Origin of the sequence: Microbacterium sp. Leaf203, from assembly GCF_001421275.1 — a bacterium.
Taxonomy (GTDB): Bacteria; Actinomycetota; Actinomycetes; order Actinomycetales; family Microbacteriaceae; genus Microbacterium; species Microbacterium testaceum_A.
In genome coordinates, this window is record NZ_LMKF01000022.1 from 793,862 (window position 1) to 808,791 (window position 14,930).

12 protein-coding genes are annotated in these 14,930 nt (G+C 70.4%); 6 read left to right on the top strand and 6 right to left on the bottom strand.

Annotated elements, in window-relative coordinates:
- Nucleotides 1-181: 181 nt before the first annotated feature.
- Nucleotides 182-1,195, top strand: a complete 1,014-nt coding sequence (locus ASE56_RS04895) for a LacI family DNA-binding transcriptional regulator (RefSeq protein ID WP_056225692.1) — start codon at nucleotides 182-184, stop codon at nucleotides 1,193-1,195.
- A gap of 8 nt (nucleotides 1,196-1,203) precedes the next feature.
- Here ASE56_RS04895 and ASE56_RS04900 read toward each other — a convergent pair whose 3' ends face one another.
- Nucleotides 1,204-2,289: a sensor histidine kinase gene (locus ASE56_RS04900; RefSeq protein WP_056225695.1), complete on the bottom strand. Its 1,086-nt coding sequence runs from the start codon at nucleotides 2,287-2,289 to the stop codon at nucleotides 1,204-1,206.
- On the bottom strand, nucleotides 2,286-2,960 hold the full coding sequence (locus tag ASE56_RS04905) for a response regulator transcription factor (RefSeq protein WP_056225696.1): 675 nt from the start codon (nucleotides 2,958-2,960) through the stop codon (nucleotides 2,286-2,288). The genes ASE56_RS04900 and ASE56_RS04905 overlap by 4 nt, the downstream gene beginning before the upstream one ends.
- 157 nt (nucleotides 2,961-3,117) lie before the next feature.
- Here ASE56_RS04905 and ASE56_RS04910 point away from each other — a divergent pair, with 157 nt between their 5' ends.
- Entirely contained in the window at nucleotides 3,118-5,643 is a 2,526-nt protein-coding gene (locus tag ASE56_RS04910; RefSeq protein WP_162234487.1) for a bifunctional lysylphosphatidylglycerol flippase/synthetase MprF, read from the top strand.
- A 174-nt stretch (nucleotides 5,644-5,817) separates the two neighbouring features.
- Nucleotides 5,818-6,408: a hypothetical protein gene (locus ASE56_RS04915; RefSeq protein WP_143017941.1), complete on the top strand. Its 591-nt coding sequence runs from the start codon at nucleotides 5,818-5,820 to the stop codon at nucleotides 6,406-6,408.
- A 19-nt stretch (nucleotides 6,409-6,427) separates the two neighbouring features.
- On the opposite strand, the gene ASE56_RS04920 is transcribed toward ASE56_RS04915, so the two are convergent.
- From ASE56_RS04920 to ASE56_RS04935, 4 genes are all read right to left on the bottom strand, one after another.
- Nucleotides 6,428-6,652, bottom strand: coding sequence for a TipAS antibiotic-recognition domain-containing protein (locus ASE56_RS04920; protein WP_056225707.1), 225 nt, complete (start codon nucleotides 6,650-6,652; stop codon nucleotides 6,428-6,430).
- An 81-nt stretch (nucleotides 6,653-6,733) separates the two neighbouring features.
- Entirely contained in the window at nucleotides 6,734-8,059 is a 1,326-nt protein-coding gene (nhaA, locus tag ASE56_RS04925) for a Na+/H+ antiporter NhaA (protein ID WP_056225710.1), read from the bottom strand.
- Between the two features lie 192 nt (nucleotides 8,060-8,251).
- Nucleotides 8,252-9,589: a uracil-xanthine permease family protein gene (locus ASE56_RS04930; RefSeq protein ID WP_056225713.1), complete on the bottom strand. Its 1,338-nt coding sequence runs from the start codon at nucleotides 9,587-9,589 to the stop codon at nucleotides 8,252-8,254.
- 115 nt (nucleotides 9,590-9,704) lie between these two features.
- Nucleotides 9,705-10,670 carry a phosphoribosylaminoimidazolesuccinocarboxamide synthase gene (locus ASE56_RS04935; protein ID WP_056225718.1) on the bottom strand — a complete coding sequence of 322 codons (966 nt, stop codon included), beginning with the start codon at nucleotides 10,668-10,670 and terminating at the stop codon, nucleotides 9,705-9,707.
- A gap of 78 nt (nucleotides 10,671-10,748) precedes the next feature.
- Here ASE56_RS04935 and ASE56_RS04940 point away from each other — a divergent pair, with 78 nt between their 5' ends.
- The 3 genes from ASE56_RS04940 to ASE56_RS04950 all read left to right on the top strand — a co-directional run bounded on the left by ASE56_RS04940 (nucleotide 10,749) and on the right by ASE56_RS04950 (nucleotide 14,907).
- Nucleotides 10,749-12,500 carry a BCCT family transporter gene (locus tag ASE56_RS04940; protein WP_056225722.1) on the top strand — a complete coding sequence of 584 codons (1,752 nt, stop codon included), beginning with the start codon at nucleotides 10,749-10,751 and terminating at the stop codon, nucleotides 12,498-12,500.
- A gap of 230 nt (nucleotides 12,501-12,730) precedes the next feature.
- Nucleotides 12,731-13,354, top strand: coding sequence for a PadR family transcriptional regulator (locus ASE56_RS04945; RefSeq protein WP_056225727.1), 624 nt, complete (start codon nucleotides 12,731-12,733; stop codon nucleotides 13,352-13,354).
- Nucleotides 13,351-14,907, top strand: coding sequence for a DHA2 family efflux MFS transporter permease subunit (locus ASE56_RS04950; RefSeq protein ID WP_056225730.1), 1,557 nt, complete (start codon nucleotides 13,351-13,353; stop codon nucleotides 14,905-14,907). Before ASE56_RS04945 ends, ASE56_RS04950 begins: the two co-directional genes overlap by 4 nt.
- Nucleotides 14,908-14,930 lie beyond the last annotated feature (23 nt).

Here is a 14,930-nt window from a genome sequence, read left to right on the forward strand (position 1 = left end):
CAGCCGCTCTTGGCCCCCATCGAAAGACGCAGTGGGCTCCTGGGATTCACCCGCCGATGCACCTGGTCGGGCGACGATGAACTCGTGCGCCCGCAGCGCCCGCAGTACGCTCGCAGCAGCGCGCAGCGCACCTGGCCACCCGAAGCGCGGTGCAACACCGCCGTCCCGAAGGAGGGAAGCGATGGACCCCGCATCCGTGCGCGGCGCCGCCACGATCGAAGAGGTCGCGGCGCGTGCCGGAGTATCGCGATCGACGGTGTCGCGTGTCGTCAACGGCTCCACCGCCGTCTCGCCCTCCGCCCTCGAGTCCGTGCGCCGGGCGATCGACGAGCTGCAGTACGTGCCCAACCGTGCGGCACGCTCTCTCGCCAGCAGGCAGACCCGCGCCATCGCCCTGGTGATTCCGGAGCAGACCGATCGCTTCTTCGGCGACCCGTTCTTCGCCTCGATCGTCGCGGGCATCGGCGAGGTGATCGGGGAGTCCGACTACATCATGAACATGCTCATCGCGAGCGACGACGCCAGCGCCAAGGCGCTCGGCTACCTTCGCGGCGGGAGCGTCGACGGGGCGATCGTCGCTTCGCACCACACGAGCGACACCTTCCTCGACCGGGTGGCCGACGTCGTCCCCGTCGTCTACGGCGGTCGGCCCGCCCGTATCCGTGCCGACGACTACTACGTCGACGTCGACAACGTCGAAGGCGGGCGCGTGGCCACGGCGTACCTGCTCGCACGCGGTCATCGGCGCGTGGCGACGGTCTCGGGCCCGTCGGACATGCCCGCGGGCATCGACCGCCTGCAGGGATTCCGCAACGCGATGGCGGAGGCGGGCATCGAACCGGCGGCCGTGGAGAACGGCGACTTCACCGAGATGGGAGGCGCCCTCGCGATGACGCGGATCCTGTCGAGCGGGGTCGTCCCCGAGGCGGTCTTCGTCGCCAGCGACCTCATGGCACGCGGCGTCTACGGCGTCCTGCGCGACAACGGCCTCGAACCCGGCCGCGACGTCGCCGTCGTCGGTTTCGACGACTCCGCGGTGTCGACCGCCGTCACCCCGGCGCTGACCACGGTCCGGCAGCCCTCTCTGACGCAGGGCCGGCACATGGCATCCGTTCTGCTCGACATCCTCGCCGGGCGTCCCGCGGCTCACGCGACGATCCTCCCGATCGAGGTCGTGGAGCGCGCCTCGGCCTGAGGACGCGATCAGTGCGCGGCGGGCAGGCGCAGGTCGATCTCGTACCCGCCGTCGGCGAGGGGGCCCGCGCGGAAGGACCCGCCGAGCATGTGCGCGCGCTCGGAGAGCCCCAGGTGTCCGAGCCGCGCCGTCGGAGCCGGGTCGGGGTGGGGCTCGGGAGAGGCGGCGTTGCGGAGGGCGACGTGCACGGCGCCCGTGTCGGTGCTGGTGGCCGTGACCTCGACGCGCGCCCCGGGGGCGTGCTTTCGCACGTTCGTGAGGCCCTCCTGGATCGTGCGGTAGACCGCGCGCTGCGTCGCCGGAGGCAGCCCCTCGCGCAGGTCGATGCGGGCGTCGACCTCGAGGTCGACGGGATGCAGGATCTCGTCGAGGTGACGCAGCGTCGGCTGCGGCCCGAGCGGGGCGGCCTCGGGGCCGTCGGCGCGGAGCACGAGCAGCATCTGGCGCAACTCCGCGAGGGTCGTGGAAGCGAGGGTGCGGATCGTGTCGGCCGTCTCGGCCACCTCGGGATCGTCGGCGCGCACCATCAGAGCGCCCGCCTGCACGGTGATCAGGCTCACCTGGTGCGAGACGACGTCGTGCATCTCGCGCGCGAGGTGTGCGCGCTCCTCAGCGACCGCCTCGCGGGCGACGCGCCGGTTCTCGTCCGCCCGAGCGCGGCGGAGTTCGTCGAGGCTGGCGGAAAGCCGACTCTGGTTCCGACGCAGTCGGCCGAGCGCCACGGCGCCGCCCGACGTCATCGTGGCGTAGACGATCGCGAGGACATGGTCGTTGACCGAGGTGAAGGTGTCCCACGACAGACCCAGGCCCAAGAAGGTGATGGCGGTCGCGGCGACGAGCCAGATCATCCCCGTCGCCGCGCTGGCGACGGTGTACAGGGCGATGACCGAGGCGATCGGCCCTCCGGTGAGGAAGAGGGCGGGCAGGGCCAGGGCGAGCGAGAGCAGCGGCAGCCGCCGGCGCAGCAGCAGGCCCGCGGCCCCCACGAGCGTCAGCACCAGCTCGAGCATGTCGGTGGTGTAGAGCCCGAGCACCCCGTCGAGCGCGGCGACGGCGACGAGCCCCAGGTCGATCAGCACATCGCGGCGCTTCATCGCGCCTCCTCGTCGCGGAGCAGCCCCGCGCGCTCCGCCACGAGGGCCGCCTGCACGCGACCGTCGACGTCGAGCTTGCCCAGGATCGTGCTGATGTGCGCCTTGACGGTGGCGGGGCTGAGGAACATCGCCGCCCCGATCTGGATGTTCGACAGCCCCCGACCCAGCTGCACGAGGATCTGACGCTCGCGCGGACTCAGCGCGTCGATCAGGTGGGTGTCGGCGGCGGGCTCGGGGCGCAGATACCCGGCCACCACCGCGCGACTCACGGTGGGCGAGAACACCACGCCGCCGCCGTGGAGGGTGCGCACGAGCTGGGGGAGCTGACGCGGATCGGTGTCCTTCACCAGAAACCCGGCCGCGCCCGCGTCGAGGGCCGAGGCGATGTGGTCGTCGGAGTCGAAGGTGGTCAGGATCGCCACCGTCATCTCCCACCCGGCCGAGCGGATGTCGCGGAGCACGTCGAGCCCGTTTCGTCCCGGCATCCGGATGTCGAGGAGGACCACATCGGGGCGGGCCTCGGCGAGGACCTCCATGGCGTGGACGCCGTCGGCGGTCGCCACGACCTCGATGTCGCCGGCCGCGCTGAGGATGTGCGAGAAGCCCGAGCGGATGAGCGCCTCGTCGTCGATGACGGCGACGCGGATGACCGGAGAGGCGGTGGATGCCATGCGACCAGGCTAGGCACTCCGGGGGCCGCCCGGATCACCCGATCGGCCCGCCGCCGGGGCCGACCGGCTGATGTGCCGGACGCGGGGGTCTCGCGAGCATGGAGAGGATGCCGGTGGTCGGCGTGCGCACGCTCGGGGAGGACCGATGGTCGCGGTGATGGACAAGGTGCAGACGGCGCCAGAGACGGCTCGGGCCCCGCGGCCGGAGCGCGGCGCGCCCCGGTGGGACATCCCCGGGCTCCTGCGCCGTCGTGTCGGAACGCTCGGGGTGACGCTGGCGATCCTGGTCGTCAGCGTGATCACCATCGTCACGCAGAGCACGTTCGAGGCGGGCCCGTTCGACCTGCGCGACATGCTGCTCGCCCTGGTGCGCGTCGACGATCCGCTCGTGCTCCTCGCGACCGTCGTGCTGACCCTCGTCGTCTGCGGTCTGGCCGAGGGGCTGATGGGCACGCGTCGACTGCTCGCCGCCTTCGTGGGCGGCGGCCTTCTCGTCTGCGCGATCGGCGAGGTCATCGGGTGGTTCGAAGACACGGTCATCCCCGAGGTGTCGCTGAACGTCACCCCCGACACCGGAGCGCCGCCCATCGCGGCGCTGCTGTGCGTCGCGATCGTCGCGAGCTGCTTCGCCTCGCCGCTGTGGCGCCGTCGCATCCGCATCGGCGGGGTCGTCCTCGCCGTGACGATGTTCCTCTACGCCGCGTCGGCGTCGGACCTGTACACGCTCATCGCCTTGCCCGTAGGCATGGCGACCGGCCTCGTGCTCGGCGGGACGCGGGCCGTCGGCATCCCGCGCAGCTCTCTCCGCGAGAAGCGCGTGCTGCTCGCCGCGCTCACCGCCATCACCGCGATCGGACCGGTCGTCGCGACCCTCTGGGGTTCGGGGGCCGGCGTGCTGTCGGTCTACAGCTGGCTGTCGTACGACCCTCTGAACGTGGCCGACGGGCTCGTCTGCGCGATCGGTTCGACGGGCGCCCCGTGCCCGAGCTTCGTTGCGACGTACACCGAGCTCCAGCCCGCCTCGGGGTGGATCGCCGCGCTTCCCCAGCTGGTGCTGCTGATCGCGGCCTGGGGGATCCTGCGGGGGCGACGGGGTGCCCTCCACCTGGCCGTGGTAGTCAACGCCCTCACCTTCGTCGCGATGAGCATCCTGCTCCTGCTGAGCGAGACCGACACGCTCGAACAGCTCGCGACCGTGCGCGCCGCCTACGACGTCGCCGATGTCTGGCAGACGGTCGTCGGCATGGTCGTGGGTGCCGCCCTCCCGCTCCTCGTCGCCGCGCTGCTCATCCGGTTCCGCTCGGCCGTTCAGGTGGGCTCGACGCCCGCCGTGCGTCGGGCGTTCGTGCGGACGGTCGCGATCGCCGGCCTCGGGGCCCTGGCTCTGGCGCTGGTCGGGATCCTCGTGGCATCCGCCGATTTCCGTCCGTGGCCGAACGTGACGACGGTCCTCGCGACGCTGCCCCTGCGCCTCGTTCCGCCCTCGCTCCTTCCGCCCGAGGCGCTCGTGTTCGTGCCCATGACCGGGTTCGCGCAGGCCGTCTGGTACCTGCCGCCGCTGCTTTTCTGGGGGAGCGTGGTCGCCGCGACCGCCCGCTTCATCGTGCGCTCGGGGGCTGCCGAGGCCGCTCCGGATCGCGAGCGCGCGCGCTCGCTCCTCGCCGCGGGCTCAGGTGACACCCTCGGTCACATGACCCTCTGGCAGGGCAACGTGTACTGGTTCGCGGCCGAGGTCGAGGCGGCGATCGCCTACCGGGTACGCGGAGGGTTCGCCGTGACCCTCGGCGGAGCCTTCGGACCGGATCGGGACGACCCCTCCGTCGGAGCGGGGTTCGTCGCCTTCTGCGAGGAGCACGGGTGGACGCCGGTCTTCTACAGCGTCGACGACGCCGAGCGCGAGCGGCTCGCCCCCTTCGGCTGGTCGGCGCTGCAGGTGGCCGAGGAGGCCTTCCTCGACCCGCAGACGTGGACGCCCGCGGGCAAGAAACGTCAGGACGTGCGCACCGCGACCAACCGTGCCGCGCGTGAGGGACTGACCGCGCGGTGGGCGCGGTGGAGCGAGCTGTCGTTCTTCGACCGCGGGCAGATCCGCGCGATCTCCGAGGCATGGGTCTCGGACAAGACGATCCCCGAGATGGGCTTCACCCTCGGCTCGACGGACCAGCTCGACGACCCCGAGGTGCGCCTGCTGATCGCGCGCGACGGATCGGGGCGCATCACGGCGTTCACGAGCTGGATCCCGATCCACCGCGACGGGGCGATCGCCGGATACGCCCTCGACGTCATGCGCCGGCGCGACGACGCCATGCCCGGGGTCATGGAGTTCCTCATCGGCAACGCCGTCGAACGGCTGCGCGACGACGGGATGACCGTGATGAGCCTGTCGGGCTCGCCTCTCGCTCGACACTCGGTCGACGGCGAGGGTGCGCTCGGTCCTCTCGACCGCGGGTTGGACGTGATCAGCGGCCTTCTCGAGCCGGCCTACGGGTTCCGCTCGCTCGCGAACTTCAAGAAGAAGTTCCAGCCCGACTTCGCGCCGCTGTGGATGATCTATCCGGATGCCACGCAGATCCCCGCCATCGCCATCGCGCTGGTGCGCTGCTATATCCCGGGACTCACCCTCCGCTCCGCCGCCTCGCTCGCCGCGCAGCTGCGTCGGCCGCGGGAGGCCGCCTCGCGGTGACGCTGTCCGTCTCGTCACGAGGACAGGGGATGCCACGAGAACAGGCCGCGCGGTGGGGGTTGCGCCGGGGCGTGAGGCGACGCGCGAGCGGGGATACATTGAGGGCGGATTGAACGGGCAGCGCGGGGGTGCCGCCGCTTCTCAGAGGGGGGACTCGCCGTGCACAGAGCATCGATGCCGACCCGAGGGCGCGCGCCGATCAGAGGGGCGCTCGCCGCGGTGCTCGCCGCGACGATCGCCGTCGTGCTGTCGGGCTGCTTCATGATCCCCCTCGTCGACGGGCGATCCCCGTTCGACGACCCCTTCGGATCGAGCGAGAGCGACATCGAGAAGGCGATTCCCCCGATTCAGGCGGCGCTCGACGAGAGCGGTGCCGGTGGTGACCGCTGGCACCTGGTGGCGGAGTCCGCGAGCGAGAACTGCGAGGGCCCGTGCAACCTCTACGTCGCGGTGCGCGTCGAGCCCGCCGACGTCGATGATCCCGACCGATGGGTGTCCGAGGAGGTGCTGCGCGAGACGCTGATCGCCGTGGTTCCGGTCGCGGAGAGTCAGCGCGTGGACGTTGCCGTGGTCTCCGGGTATCGAAAGAACGAGTACGGAGGCCTGGTCAGCGCTGAGCTCTCGACCGCTGTCGAGTCGCTCTTCGGCGAACGAGTGCGTAGCGACCAGTTCTCTGCCACCTCGGACGAGAGCTACGGCGATGCGGAGGTGCACGCGTTCACGCGGACGCACACGAACGTCCTCGCGAGCATGGGCCTGGGCTGACCGGCTCCGTCGACGACGGTCACGCCCACTCGGCGGTGGCGGGAACAACGCCGAGAGCGCGGTCGCTCGCCTCGGTCGCGTCGCGCAGCCAGGCGGCCCCGCCGGGACGCACGCGGGCGTCCTCGGCGGCGAAGCACTCGTCGGTGACGTACAGGCGCCCGAGGTGCACGTTCGTCTGCCGCGGGATCGGGTAGAGCGCCGATAGGGCCTCGCGGGGACGCTCGAGGGTCGAGCCACCGGTCACGAGAATAGGCCGTTCCTGCGGAAATCGTCTTGTCCCGGTCGCGAAGCCTGGTCTCGTGACGTCGTCCGGCGCGCGCTCCGCTCAGCGGGCGTCGGGCCGCTGGTACACGTCGGGGACGTCGTCGCCGTCGGCATCCACCGCTTCGTCCTGCGCGAGCTGCTTGTAGCGGCGGTTGCGCACCAGCAGCACGGCGGAGGCGAGGACGGATGCCAGGAGCGAGGCCGCCATGATCGCGATCTTCGCGTCGTCGGTGTGCGGGGAGCCCTCGGGGAAGCTCAGCTCGGCGATCAGCAGCGACACGGTGAATCCGATGCCCGCGAGCAGGCCGACCCCGGCGAGGTCGATCCATTTCAGCGCCGGGTCGAGGCGCACCTTCGTCACGAGGGTCAGGATGCGCACGCCCAGCAGGATGCCGATCGGCTTACCGAGAACGAGACCGGCCACCACGCCGATGGTCACGGGGTCGGTGAGCGCTCGCATGATGCCCTCGCCCCCGCCGACGGCGACCCCCGCGGCGAAGAACGCGAAGATCGGCACCGCGATGCCGCTCGACAGCGGCCGGAAGCGGTGTTCGAACTGCTCGGCGAGGTCCATGCCGTGGTGCTCGGGCTGGCGGCGCGAGGCGGCGACGGGAATGGTGAAGGCGAGGGCGACACCGGCGATCGTGGCGTGCACGCCCGAGGCGTGCAGGAAGGCCCACGCGGCGAAGCCGATCGGCAGCAGCACGACCCACGCGCCCCACGCGTGGCGCGAGAACCACGCCCGCGCCCGGTGCGCGATCACGCCGTAGATCGCCACGAGCACCGCGAAGACGGCCAGGGGAAGCAGCGAGATGTCGCTGGTGTAGAAGATCGCGATGATCGCGATGGCGATGAGGTCGTCGACCACCGCGAGGGTCAGCAGGAAGATGCGCAGGGGCCCGGGCAGGTGCGAGCCGACGAGGGCGAGCACGGCGACGGCGAACGCGATGTCGGTCGCGGTGGGGATCGCCCATCCGGCCAGCAGGCTCGGCTGCGTGTGCACGATGGCGACGTAGATCAGGGCCGGAACGGCGACGCCCGCGAACGCCGCCGTGACCGGAACGATCGCCGTGCCGAAGCGACGCAGGCTGCCGCTGACGATCTCGCGCTTGAGCTCGAGGCCGACCATGAAGAAGAAGACCGCGAGCAGGCCGTCGGCCGCCCACGTTCCGAGGCTCAGGTCGAGGTGCCACGGCTCGTACCCGAAGCGGAAGTCGCGTAGCGCGAAGTAGGCGTCGGAGGCCGGCGAGTTCGCCCAGACGATCGCGACGATCGCGGCGACGACCAGCAGCATGCCGCCGACGGATTCGCGGCGGAGCAGCGTCGTGACGCGGTGGACTTCGGCGTAGCCGGGCCAGCTCGGCGCGCGGGTGGTGTCGTGGCTCATGAGGCCTCCTGAGGGGTCGATCGACGAAATGTCGACCAGACTTCCCGACGCACCGGGATCCAGTTTACCGTGCCGCCGCTGTCGCTTGCCGCGCGCCGAGATCACCCGCAATGGCGGGTCACCTCGCGGAAACCGTGTGAGCTCGGCGCCGCGGCGGGCGACGAGGGGAGGGGATGCCGGGACCCCGGCGGTTCAGCTCGGGTCGCCGCCCAGGGGGCCCACCGCGGGGATGGGGCCGCCGTCGTCGGCGCCGGTCTTGCGGGCGCGGGCGATCGCGTTGCCGAGGTGGTAGATCAGCAGGGCCGCGACTGAGCCGAGCACGATGGCACCGAGCTGGAAGTCGCCCCACTGCATGGTGAACCCGGCGATCGCGAGCACCAGCGCGACCGCGCCGGTGTACTGGTTGACCGGGCGCGAGAAGTCGACGCGGTTGTCGACCCAGATCTTGATGCCGATGATGCCGATCAGGCCGTAGAGCGCCGTCGTGACGCCGCCGAGGACACCCGCGGGGATGGTGTTGAACACCGCGCCCACCTTGGGGGAGAGGCTCAGCACGATCGCGGTGATGCCGGCGACCCAGTACACCGCGGTCGAGTAGACGCGGGTCGCGGCCATGACGCCGATGTTCTCGCCGTAGGTGGTGGTCCCCGAGCCGCCGAAAGTTCCCGCGAGGGTCGTGGCGACACCGTCGGCGATGAGGGCGCGACCGGTGGAGCGGTTGGCCGTGGCATCCGTCATCGCCGCCACACCCCGCACGTGACCGACGTTCTCGGCCACGAGCACCAGCACGACGGGAAGGAACATCGCGATGACCGACCAGGTCGCCGGCGTCGTGAAGTCGGCGATTTCGAAGGTCGGCAGGCCCACCCACGGGGCCTGCGCCACGGCGTCGAAGTCGATGAGCGTCTCGCCCGAGACCGCCTGGATGATCACGGTCGCGACGTAGCCCACGATCACGCCGAGGAAGATCGAGATGCGGCCGAGGAAGCCGCGGAACAGCACGCTGAACAGGATCACCGCGACGAGCGTGATCGTGCCCGGCAGGGGCTGCAGCTGGAAGTTCGACCACGCGACGGGGGCGAGGTTGAAGCCGATGAGGGCGACGATCGCGCCCGCGACCACCGGCGGCATGACCTTGTCGACCCAGCCGAGACCGACGAACTGCACGATGAAGCCGATGACGGCCAGCAGCACGCCGACGGCGACGATGCCCGCCAGGGCCGAGCCCGTCCCGGCCGTCGCCGTGGCGGCGGTGATCGGCGCGATGAACGCGAACGACGAGCCGAGGTAGCTGGGGAGGCGGTTCTTCGTGATGAGCAGGAACAGCAGGGTGCCCACACCCGAGAACAGCAGCGTCGTCGACACCGGGAAGCCGGTGAGAACCGGCACGAGGAACGTCGCGCCGAACATCGCGATGACGTGCTGGAGGCCGATCGCGATCGTCGCGCCCCAGTTCAAGCGCTCGCCGGGGTCGACGACGGCCCCGGGCTCGACCGTGCGGCCGTTGCCGTGCAGCTTCCAGCGGAACATGTGTCTCCTCAGGTGGGGGTATGGCCGAGACCGTACGCGCTCGGCGAGAACGCACCGTTTCGTCGAGGATGCGGTGCGGTTTCGGTGAACGGGTGCGGTCTCGAGAAGGGGCGGGTCAGACGCCGGTCAGCAGACGCAGCAGCGTCGCGTAGCGCTCGCGCGTGCGCTCGACGATCTCGTCGGGGAGGACGGGCGGCTCGCCCTGCTTGTCCCAGTTCGCGGCGAGCCAGTTGCGCACGATCTGCTTGTCGAAGCTCGCCATGCGCTCGGCGGGGGTGGAGCCGGTGCGCCAGGCCTCGGCATCCCAGTACCGCGAGGAGTCCGACGTGAGGACCTCGTCGGCGAGCGTCAGCACGCCGTCGGGGTCGTAGCCGAACTCGAACTTCGTGTCGGCGAGGATCAGCCCGCGGGCCTCCGCCGTCGCGGACGCACGACGGTAGATCTCGAGCGACAGGTCGCGCAGGGCCGTGGCTGTCTCGGCCCCGACGAGCTCGACCGAGCGCTCGAAGGTGATGTTCTCGTCGTGCTCGCCCATCGGCGCCTTGAAGGCGGGGGTGTAGAGCGGTTCCGGCAGTCGGTCGCCGTCGTTCAGGCCTTCGGGCAGAGGGACGCCGCAGACCGTGCCCTCCGCCTGATACTCGGCCCAGCCCGAGCCGGTGAGGTAGCCGCGCACGACGCACTCGATCGGCTGCATGTCGAGGGACCGGACGAGCATCGAGCGCCCCTGCACGGCATCCGGGATCAACGACACCGGGTCGTCGCCCCGCAGTGCGTGGTCGGCCGCCAGGTGGTGGGGGATGGAACGGCCGCCATCGGCGCCGGCGAGCTGGTCGAACCACCACAGGCTGAGGGTGGTCAGCAGTTCGCCCTTCTCCGGGATGCCGGGGGAGAGCACGTGGTCGAAGGCGCTGACGCGATCGCTCGCGACGACGAGGAGGTGCGCGGGCGCGGCGTCTTCGGCGGTGTCGGCGGGGACGTAGAGGTCGCGCACCTTGCCGGAGTAGACGTGGCGCCAGCCGGGAAGCTCGAGCGGGGGAGCGGAGGTCACCCGCTCATTATTGCGGGTGCGCGCGCCCCGCATCGGCGCGGATTGTGTCACACAGCCCGCGCGCGCGCCTGCCCCCCGGCCGCGACGACCCGCCTGACTACCCTCGGGGGAATGACCGATGACATCCCCGGACCCGCGGTCGCCATCGACCCCCACGCGGGCAGCAGCCACAAGACGATTCGCGGCTGGGTCTTCTGGCCTGCCGCGGGCATCGCCCTCGCGTTCATCGCCTTCGCGTTGTTCTTCCCCGCGGCCGCCGAAGCCACCTTCGCCTCGGTGCAGACCTTCATCGTGTCGACCTTCAATTGGTACTACGTGCTGATCGCGGCGTTCTTCGTCGCCTTCGCGCTCGCGATGGGCTTCAGCCGCTTCGGCGACATCAAGCTCGGGCAGGACGACGACGAGCCGGAGTTCTCGACGATCTCGTGGTTCTCTCTCTTGTTCGCCGCCGGCATGGGTATCGGCCTGGTCTTCTACGGGGTGAGTGAGCCGCTGAGCCACTTCGTCTCGCCCCGCCCCGGTGTCGAGGGCACTCCCGCCGAGCTCGCACAACAGGCGATGTCGCAGACCTTCCTGCACTGGGGCGTGCACGCGTGGTCGATCTACGTCGTGCTCGGTCTCGCGCTCGCCTACGCCTTCCACCGCCGTCGCCGGCCGCGCACGATCCGCTGGGCTCTCGAGCCGATCCTGGGTGCGCGTCTGGTCCAGGGCGGGTGGGGCAACGCGATCGATGTCGCCGCCCTCGTCGGCACGCTGTTCGGTGTCGCCACCTCGCTCGGCCTGGGCGTCATCCAGATCAGCGCGGGCCTCGACTTCCTCGGTGTCGTCCCGCCCAGCATCATCAGCCAGGCGATCATCATCGGCATCATCACGGGGTTCGTCCTCTTCTCACTCCTGTCCGGCGTCGGCAAGGGCATGAAGTGGCTCTCGAACATCAACCTCGTGCTCGCGGGTCTCCTTATGCTGTTCCTGCTGTTCACCGGTCCGACGGAGTTCCTGCTGCGCGACGTGGTGCAGTCGATCGGCAACTACATCCAGAGCTTCGTCGGGCTCTCGTTCACCGTCAGCGCCTACGCGGGCGATGACGGCGTCGCCTGGCAGGGCGCCTGGACGGCGTTCTACTGGGGCTGGTGGATCTCGTGGGCGCCCTTCGTCGGCATCTTCATCGCGCGCATCTCGCGGGGGCGTACCGTGCGCGAGTTCGTGGTCGGAGTGATCCTGGTCCCGACGCTCGTCGGCATCCTGTGGTTCACGGTGCTCGGTGGCACCGCGATCTACGGCGAGCTCACGGGCACAGCGACCTACACCGGGCCCGACGGGTCGGTCGATGTGTCGACGGCTCTCTTCCAGATGCTCGAGAACGTCCCGGCATCCGGGATCTTGATCGTCGGCTTCCTCATCCTCATCGCGGTGTTCTTCGTGACGTCCGCCGACTCCGGTGCCCTCGTGATGAGCATGATCGCCACCGGCGGCGAAGAGGAGCCCAAGAACTGGGTGCGCGTGTTCTTCGCCCTCGCCACCGCGGTGATCGCGTTCGCGCTTCTCATCGCGGGTGGCTTGAACGCCCTGCAGACCGCCGCGATCAGTATCGCCCTGCCCTTCAGTGTCGTGCTGCTCGCGATCTGCTGGGCCACGGTGGTGGCGTTCCGCCGCGAGATGAAGGCGTACGACAAGGCCGAGCGGGCGCAGCTGCGCGACTCGATCGGCGAGCATTACGGCCTCGAGGTCGAAGAGCCCAACCAGCGTGGAATTTTCGGCATCCCGGTGCGCTGGCGTCAGCGTCGAGCGGTGACGGCGCCGGCAGAGAGCCGGACCGAAGCGGACGAGCCTGCTGAGGTCGCGAACGATTCCTCGTCGGCCTGAGTCCCGGCATCCGGAATCTGTCCCGAGCACGCCGCGCCCTGACCGGGTGCGGCGTGCTCTGCGTCGGGCGCACGCCCTCCCCGCCGGCGGGCGTCCACGGGGTGACCGACCCCGCGCGGCGAGGCGGAGGTGCGTCGGACACCCGATGTTCATCCGTGCGGGTTCGCGAGGCGTGGCGAGACCGCGTATAGTCCACGTGGACTAGTCGACACGGACCATGAGGAGGATGGATGCTGCAGGCCAGCCGCCTCACCCCCGTCGCCGTCATGATCCTGGCCACGCTCCGCGAGGCCGACATGCACACGTACGAGCTCGTGCGCTTGCTGAAGGAACGCCGCGACGACCGGCTCATCCCGCTGCAGAAGGGCACGATCTACCACACGGTCGCCCGCCTCGAACGCGACGGACTCCTCGCCGAAGCCGGCGTCGATCGCGACGGCAATCGACCGGAACGCACCACCTACACGATTCTGGATGCCGGCCATCGGGCCCTCGAAGAATGGGTGCGTGCCGAATTGCCCCGCATCGACAGGCCGAGCGAGTTCCGCGTCGCCCTCTCCGAAGCCCACAATCTCGAGCGCGCCGAAGTCATCGACCTGCTCGACCAGCGTCGCGCCCAGCTCGTCGCCTCGGTCGAGGACCATCACGACGGACTGACCGCCGCGGCCGAGCGCGAAACCCCCGAACAATTCCTCATCGAGCTGCGGCGCCAATCCGCTCTGCTCCACGCCGAACTCGCGTGGCAGGACTCCCTGCGTGCGCGCCTCGCCGATCGCTCCCTCGCCTGGGGCATCGCCGAAATCCCCGAACACATCAAGAAGAAGCACCGCGTCTCAAAGGAGACCACCCCATGACCGACTCCCGCGCCGCCTCCGCGGCATCCACCACCGGGTCTCACAAGACCCACGAACGCAGCCCCTGGCCGGCCCTCTGGGCCCTGGTCATCGGGTTCTTCATGATCCTGGTCGACACCACGATCGTCTCGGTCGCGAACCCCGCCATCAAGGCCGCCCTCGACCCCGACACCAACAACCTCGACAACGTCGTGTGGGTCACCAGCGCCTACCTGCTGACGTACGCGGTCCCGCTGCTGATCACCGGCCGTCTCGGCGACCGCTTCGGCCCGAAGAACATCTACCTCACGGGCCTCGCGCTCTTCACCCTCGCCTCGCTCGCGTGTGGTCTGGCGCCCTCCCTCGAGGTGCTGATCGTCGCCCGCGCCGTGCAGGGTCTCGGTGCCGCGCTGATGACGCCGCAGACCATGGCCGTCATCACCCGCACCTTCCCGCCGCAGAACCGTGGAGCGGCCATGGGCCTGTGGGGCGCCACCGCCGGTGTCGCGACCCTCGTCGGTCCGCTCGCCGGCGGCCTGCTCGTCGACGGCCTCGGGTGGGAGTGGATCTTCTTCATCAACATCCCCGTCGGCATCATCGGCTTCGTCGCCGCCGTCATCCTCGTGCCGCAGCTGCCGCGCACCGCGCACAAGTTCGACATCCTCGGCGTCGTGCTCAGTGCCGTCGGACTCTTCCTCATCGTGTTCGGCCTGCAAGAGGGCGAGCACTACTCGTGGGCCGCGTGGATCTGGGCGATGGTCGCTGCGGGTGTCGTCGTCATGGCGCTGTTCGTGTGGACGCAGGCGCGCAGCAAGGGCGAGCCGCTCGTTCCGCTCGCGCTGTTCCGCGACCGCAACTTCTCGATCGCCAACCTCGCGATCGCCGCGGTCGGCTTCACCGTGACGAGCATGGCGCTGCCGCAGATGTTCTACCTGCAGCTCGCCCGCGGTCTCACCCCGACCGAGTCGGCGCTGCTGCTCGTGCCGCTCGCGATCCTGTCGGGCGTGCTCGCGCCGTTCGCGGGCAAGCTGCTCGACCGCACCGACCCGCGCTTCCTGCTCGTGCCGGGACTCCTGCTGGTCGGCGGCTCGCTGGGGCTGTACGTGGCGCTCATCCTGAACGACGCCCCGATCTGGATGTTCCTGATCCCCTCCGTCTTCATGGGTATCGGAAACGCCGGCATGTGGGGGCCGCTCGCCACCACTGCGACGCGCAACCTGCCGCCGCGTCAGGCGGGCGCGGGTGCCGGCATCTACAACACGACCCGCACGGTCGGATCGGTCATCGGCTCGGCATCCATCGCCGCTTTCATGCAGGCGCGCCTCGAGGCGAACCTGCCGGGAGCCGCGGATGCGTCCGCGAGCTTCGGTGGCGGGGAACTGCCCCCGCAGGTCGTCACCGGCTTCTCGCAGGCCATGGGCGAGTCGCTCACCCTGCCGATCATCGTGATCGCCCTGGGCCTCGCCGCGGTGCTGTTCATGCGTCGGCCGTCGATGATCCGGCCGCACGGCGCTCCGCGCGACGCGGCTCCGGCCCAGGCGGCACAGGCGGCCCCCGCCGCGGCGGGGGAGTAACCCGCGCGATCGAACGCCGTCGT

Excerpts from the sequence above, each read along its gene's own strand:
- ASE56_RS04940 (WP_056225722.1), top strand. The coding sequence starts at position 10,749 with ATGACCGATGACATCCCCGGACCCGCGGTCGCCATCGACCCCCACGCG.
- ASE56_RS04935 (WP_056225718.1), bottom strand. The coding sequence starts at position 10,670 with ATGCGGGGCGCGCGCACCCGCAATAATGAGCGGGTGACCTCCGCTCCC.
- ASE56_RS04895 (WP_056225692.1), top strand. The coding sequence starts at position 182 with ATGGACCCCGCATCCGTGCGCGGCGCCGCCACGATCGAAGAGGTCGCG.
- ASE56_RS04905 (WP_056225696.1), bottom strand. The coding sequence starts at position 2,960 with ATGGCATCCACCGCCTCTCCGGTCATCCGCGTCGCCGTCATCGACGAC.
- ASE56_RS04910 (WP_162234487.1), top strand. The coding sequence starts at position 3,118 with ATGGACAAGGTGCAGACGGCGCCAGAGACGGCTCGGGCCCCGCGGCCG.
- ASE56_RS04900 (WP_056225695.1), bottom strand. The coding sequence starts at position 2,289 with ATGAAGCGCCGCGATGTGCTGATCGACCTGGGGCTCGTCGCCGTCGCC.
- nhaA (WP_056225710.1), bottom strand. The coding sequence starts at position 8,059 with ATGAGCCACGACACCACCCGCGCGCCGAGCTGGCCCGGCTACGCCGAA.
- ASE56_RS04950 (WP_056225730.1), top strand. The coding sequence starts at position 13,351 with ATGACCGACTCCCGCGCCGCCTCCGCGGCATCCACCACCGGGTCTCAC.
- ASE56_RS04930 (WP_056225713.1), bottom strand. The coding sequence starts at position 9,589 with ATGTTCCGCTGGAAGCTGCACGGCAACGGCCGCACGGTCGAGCCCGGG.
- ASE56_RS04945 (WP_056225727.1), top strand. The coding sequence starts at position 12,731 with ATGCTGCAGGCCAGCCGCCTCACCCCCGTCGCCGTCATGATCCTGGCC.
- ASE56_RS04915 (WP_143017941.1), top strand. The coding sequence starts at position 5,818 with ATGCCGACCCGAGGGCGCGCGCCGATCAGAGGGGCGCTCGCCGCGGTG.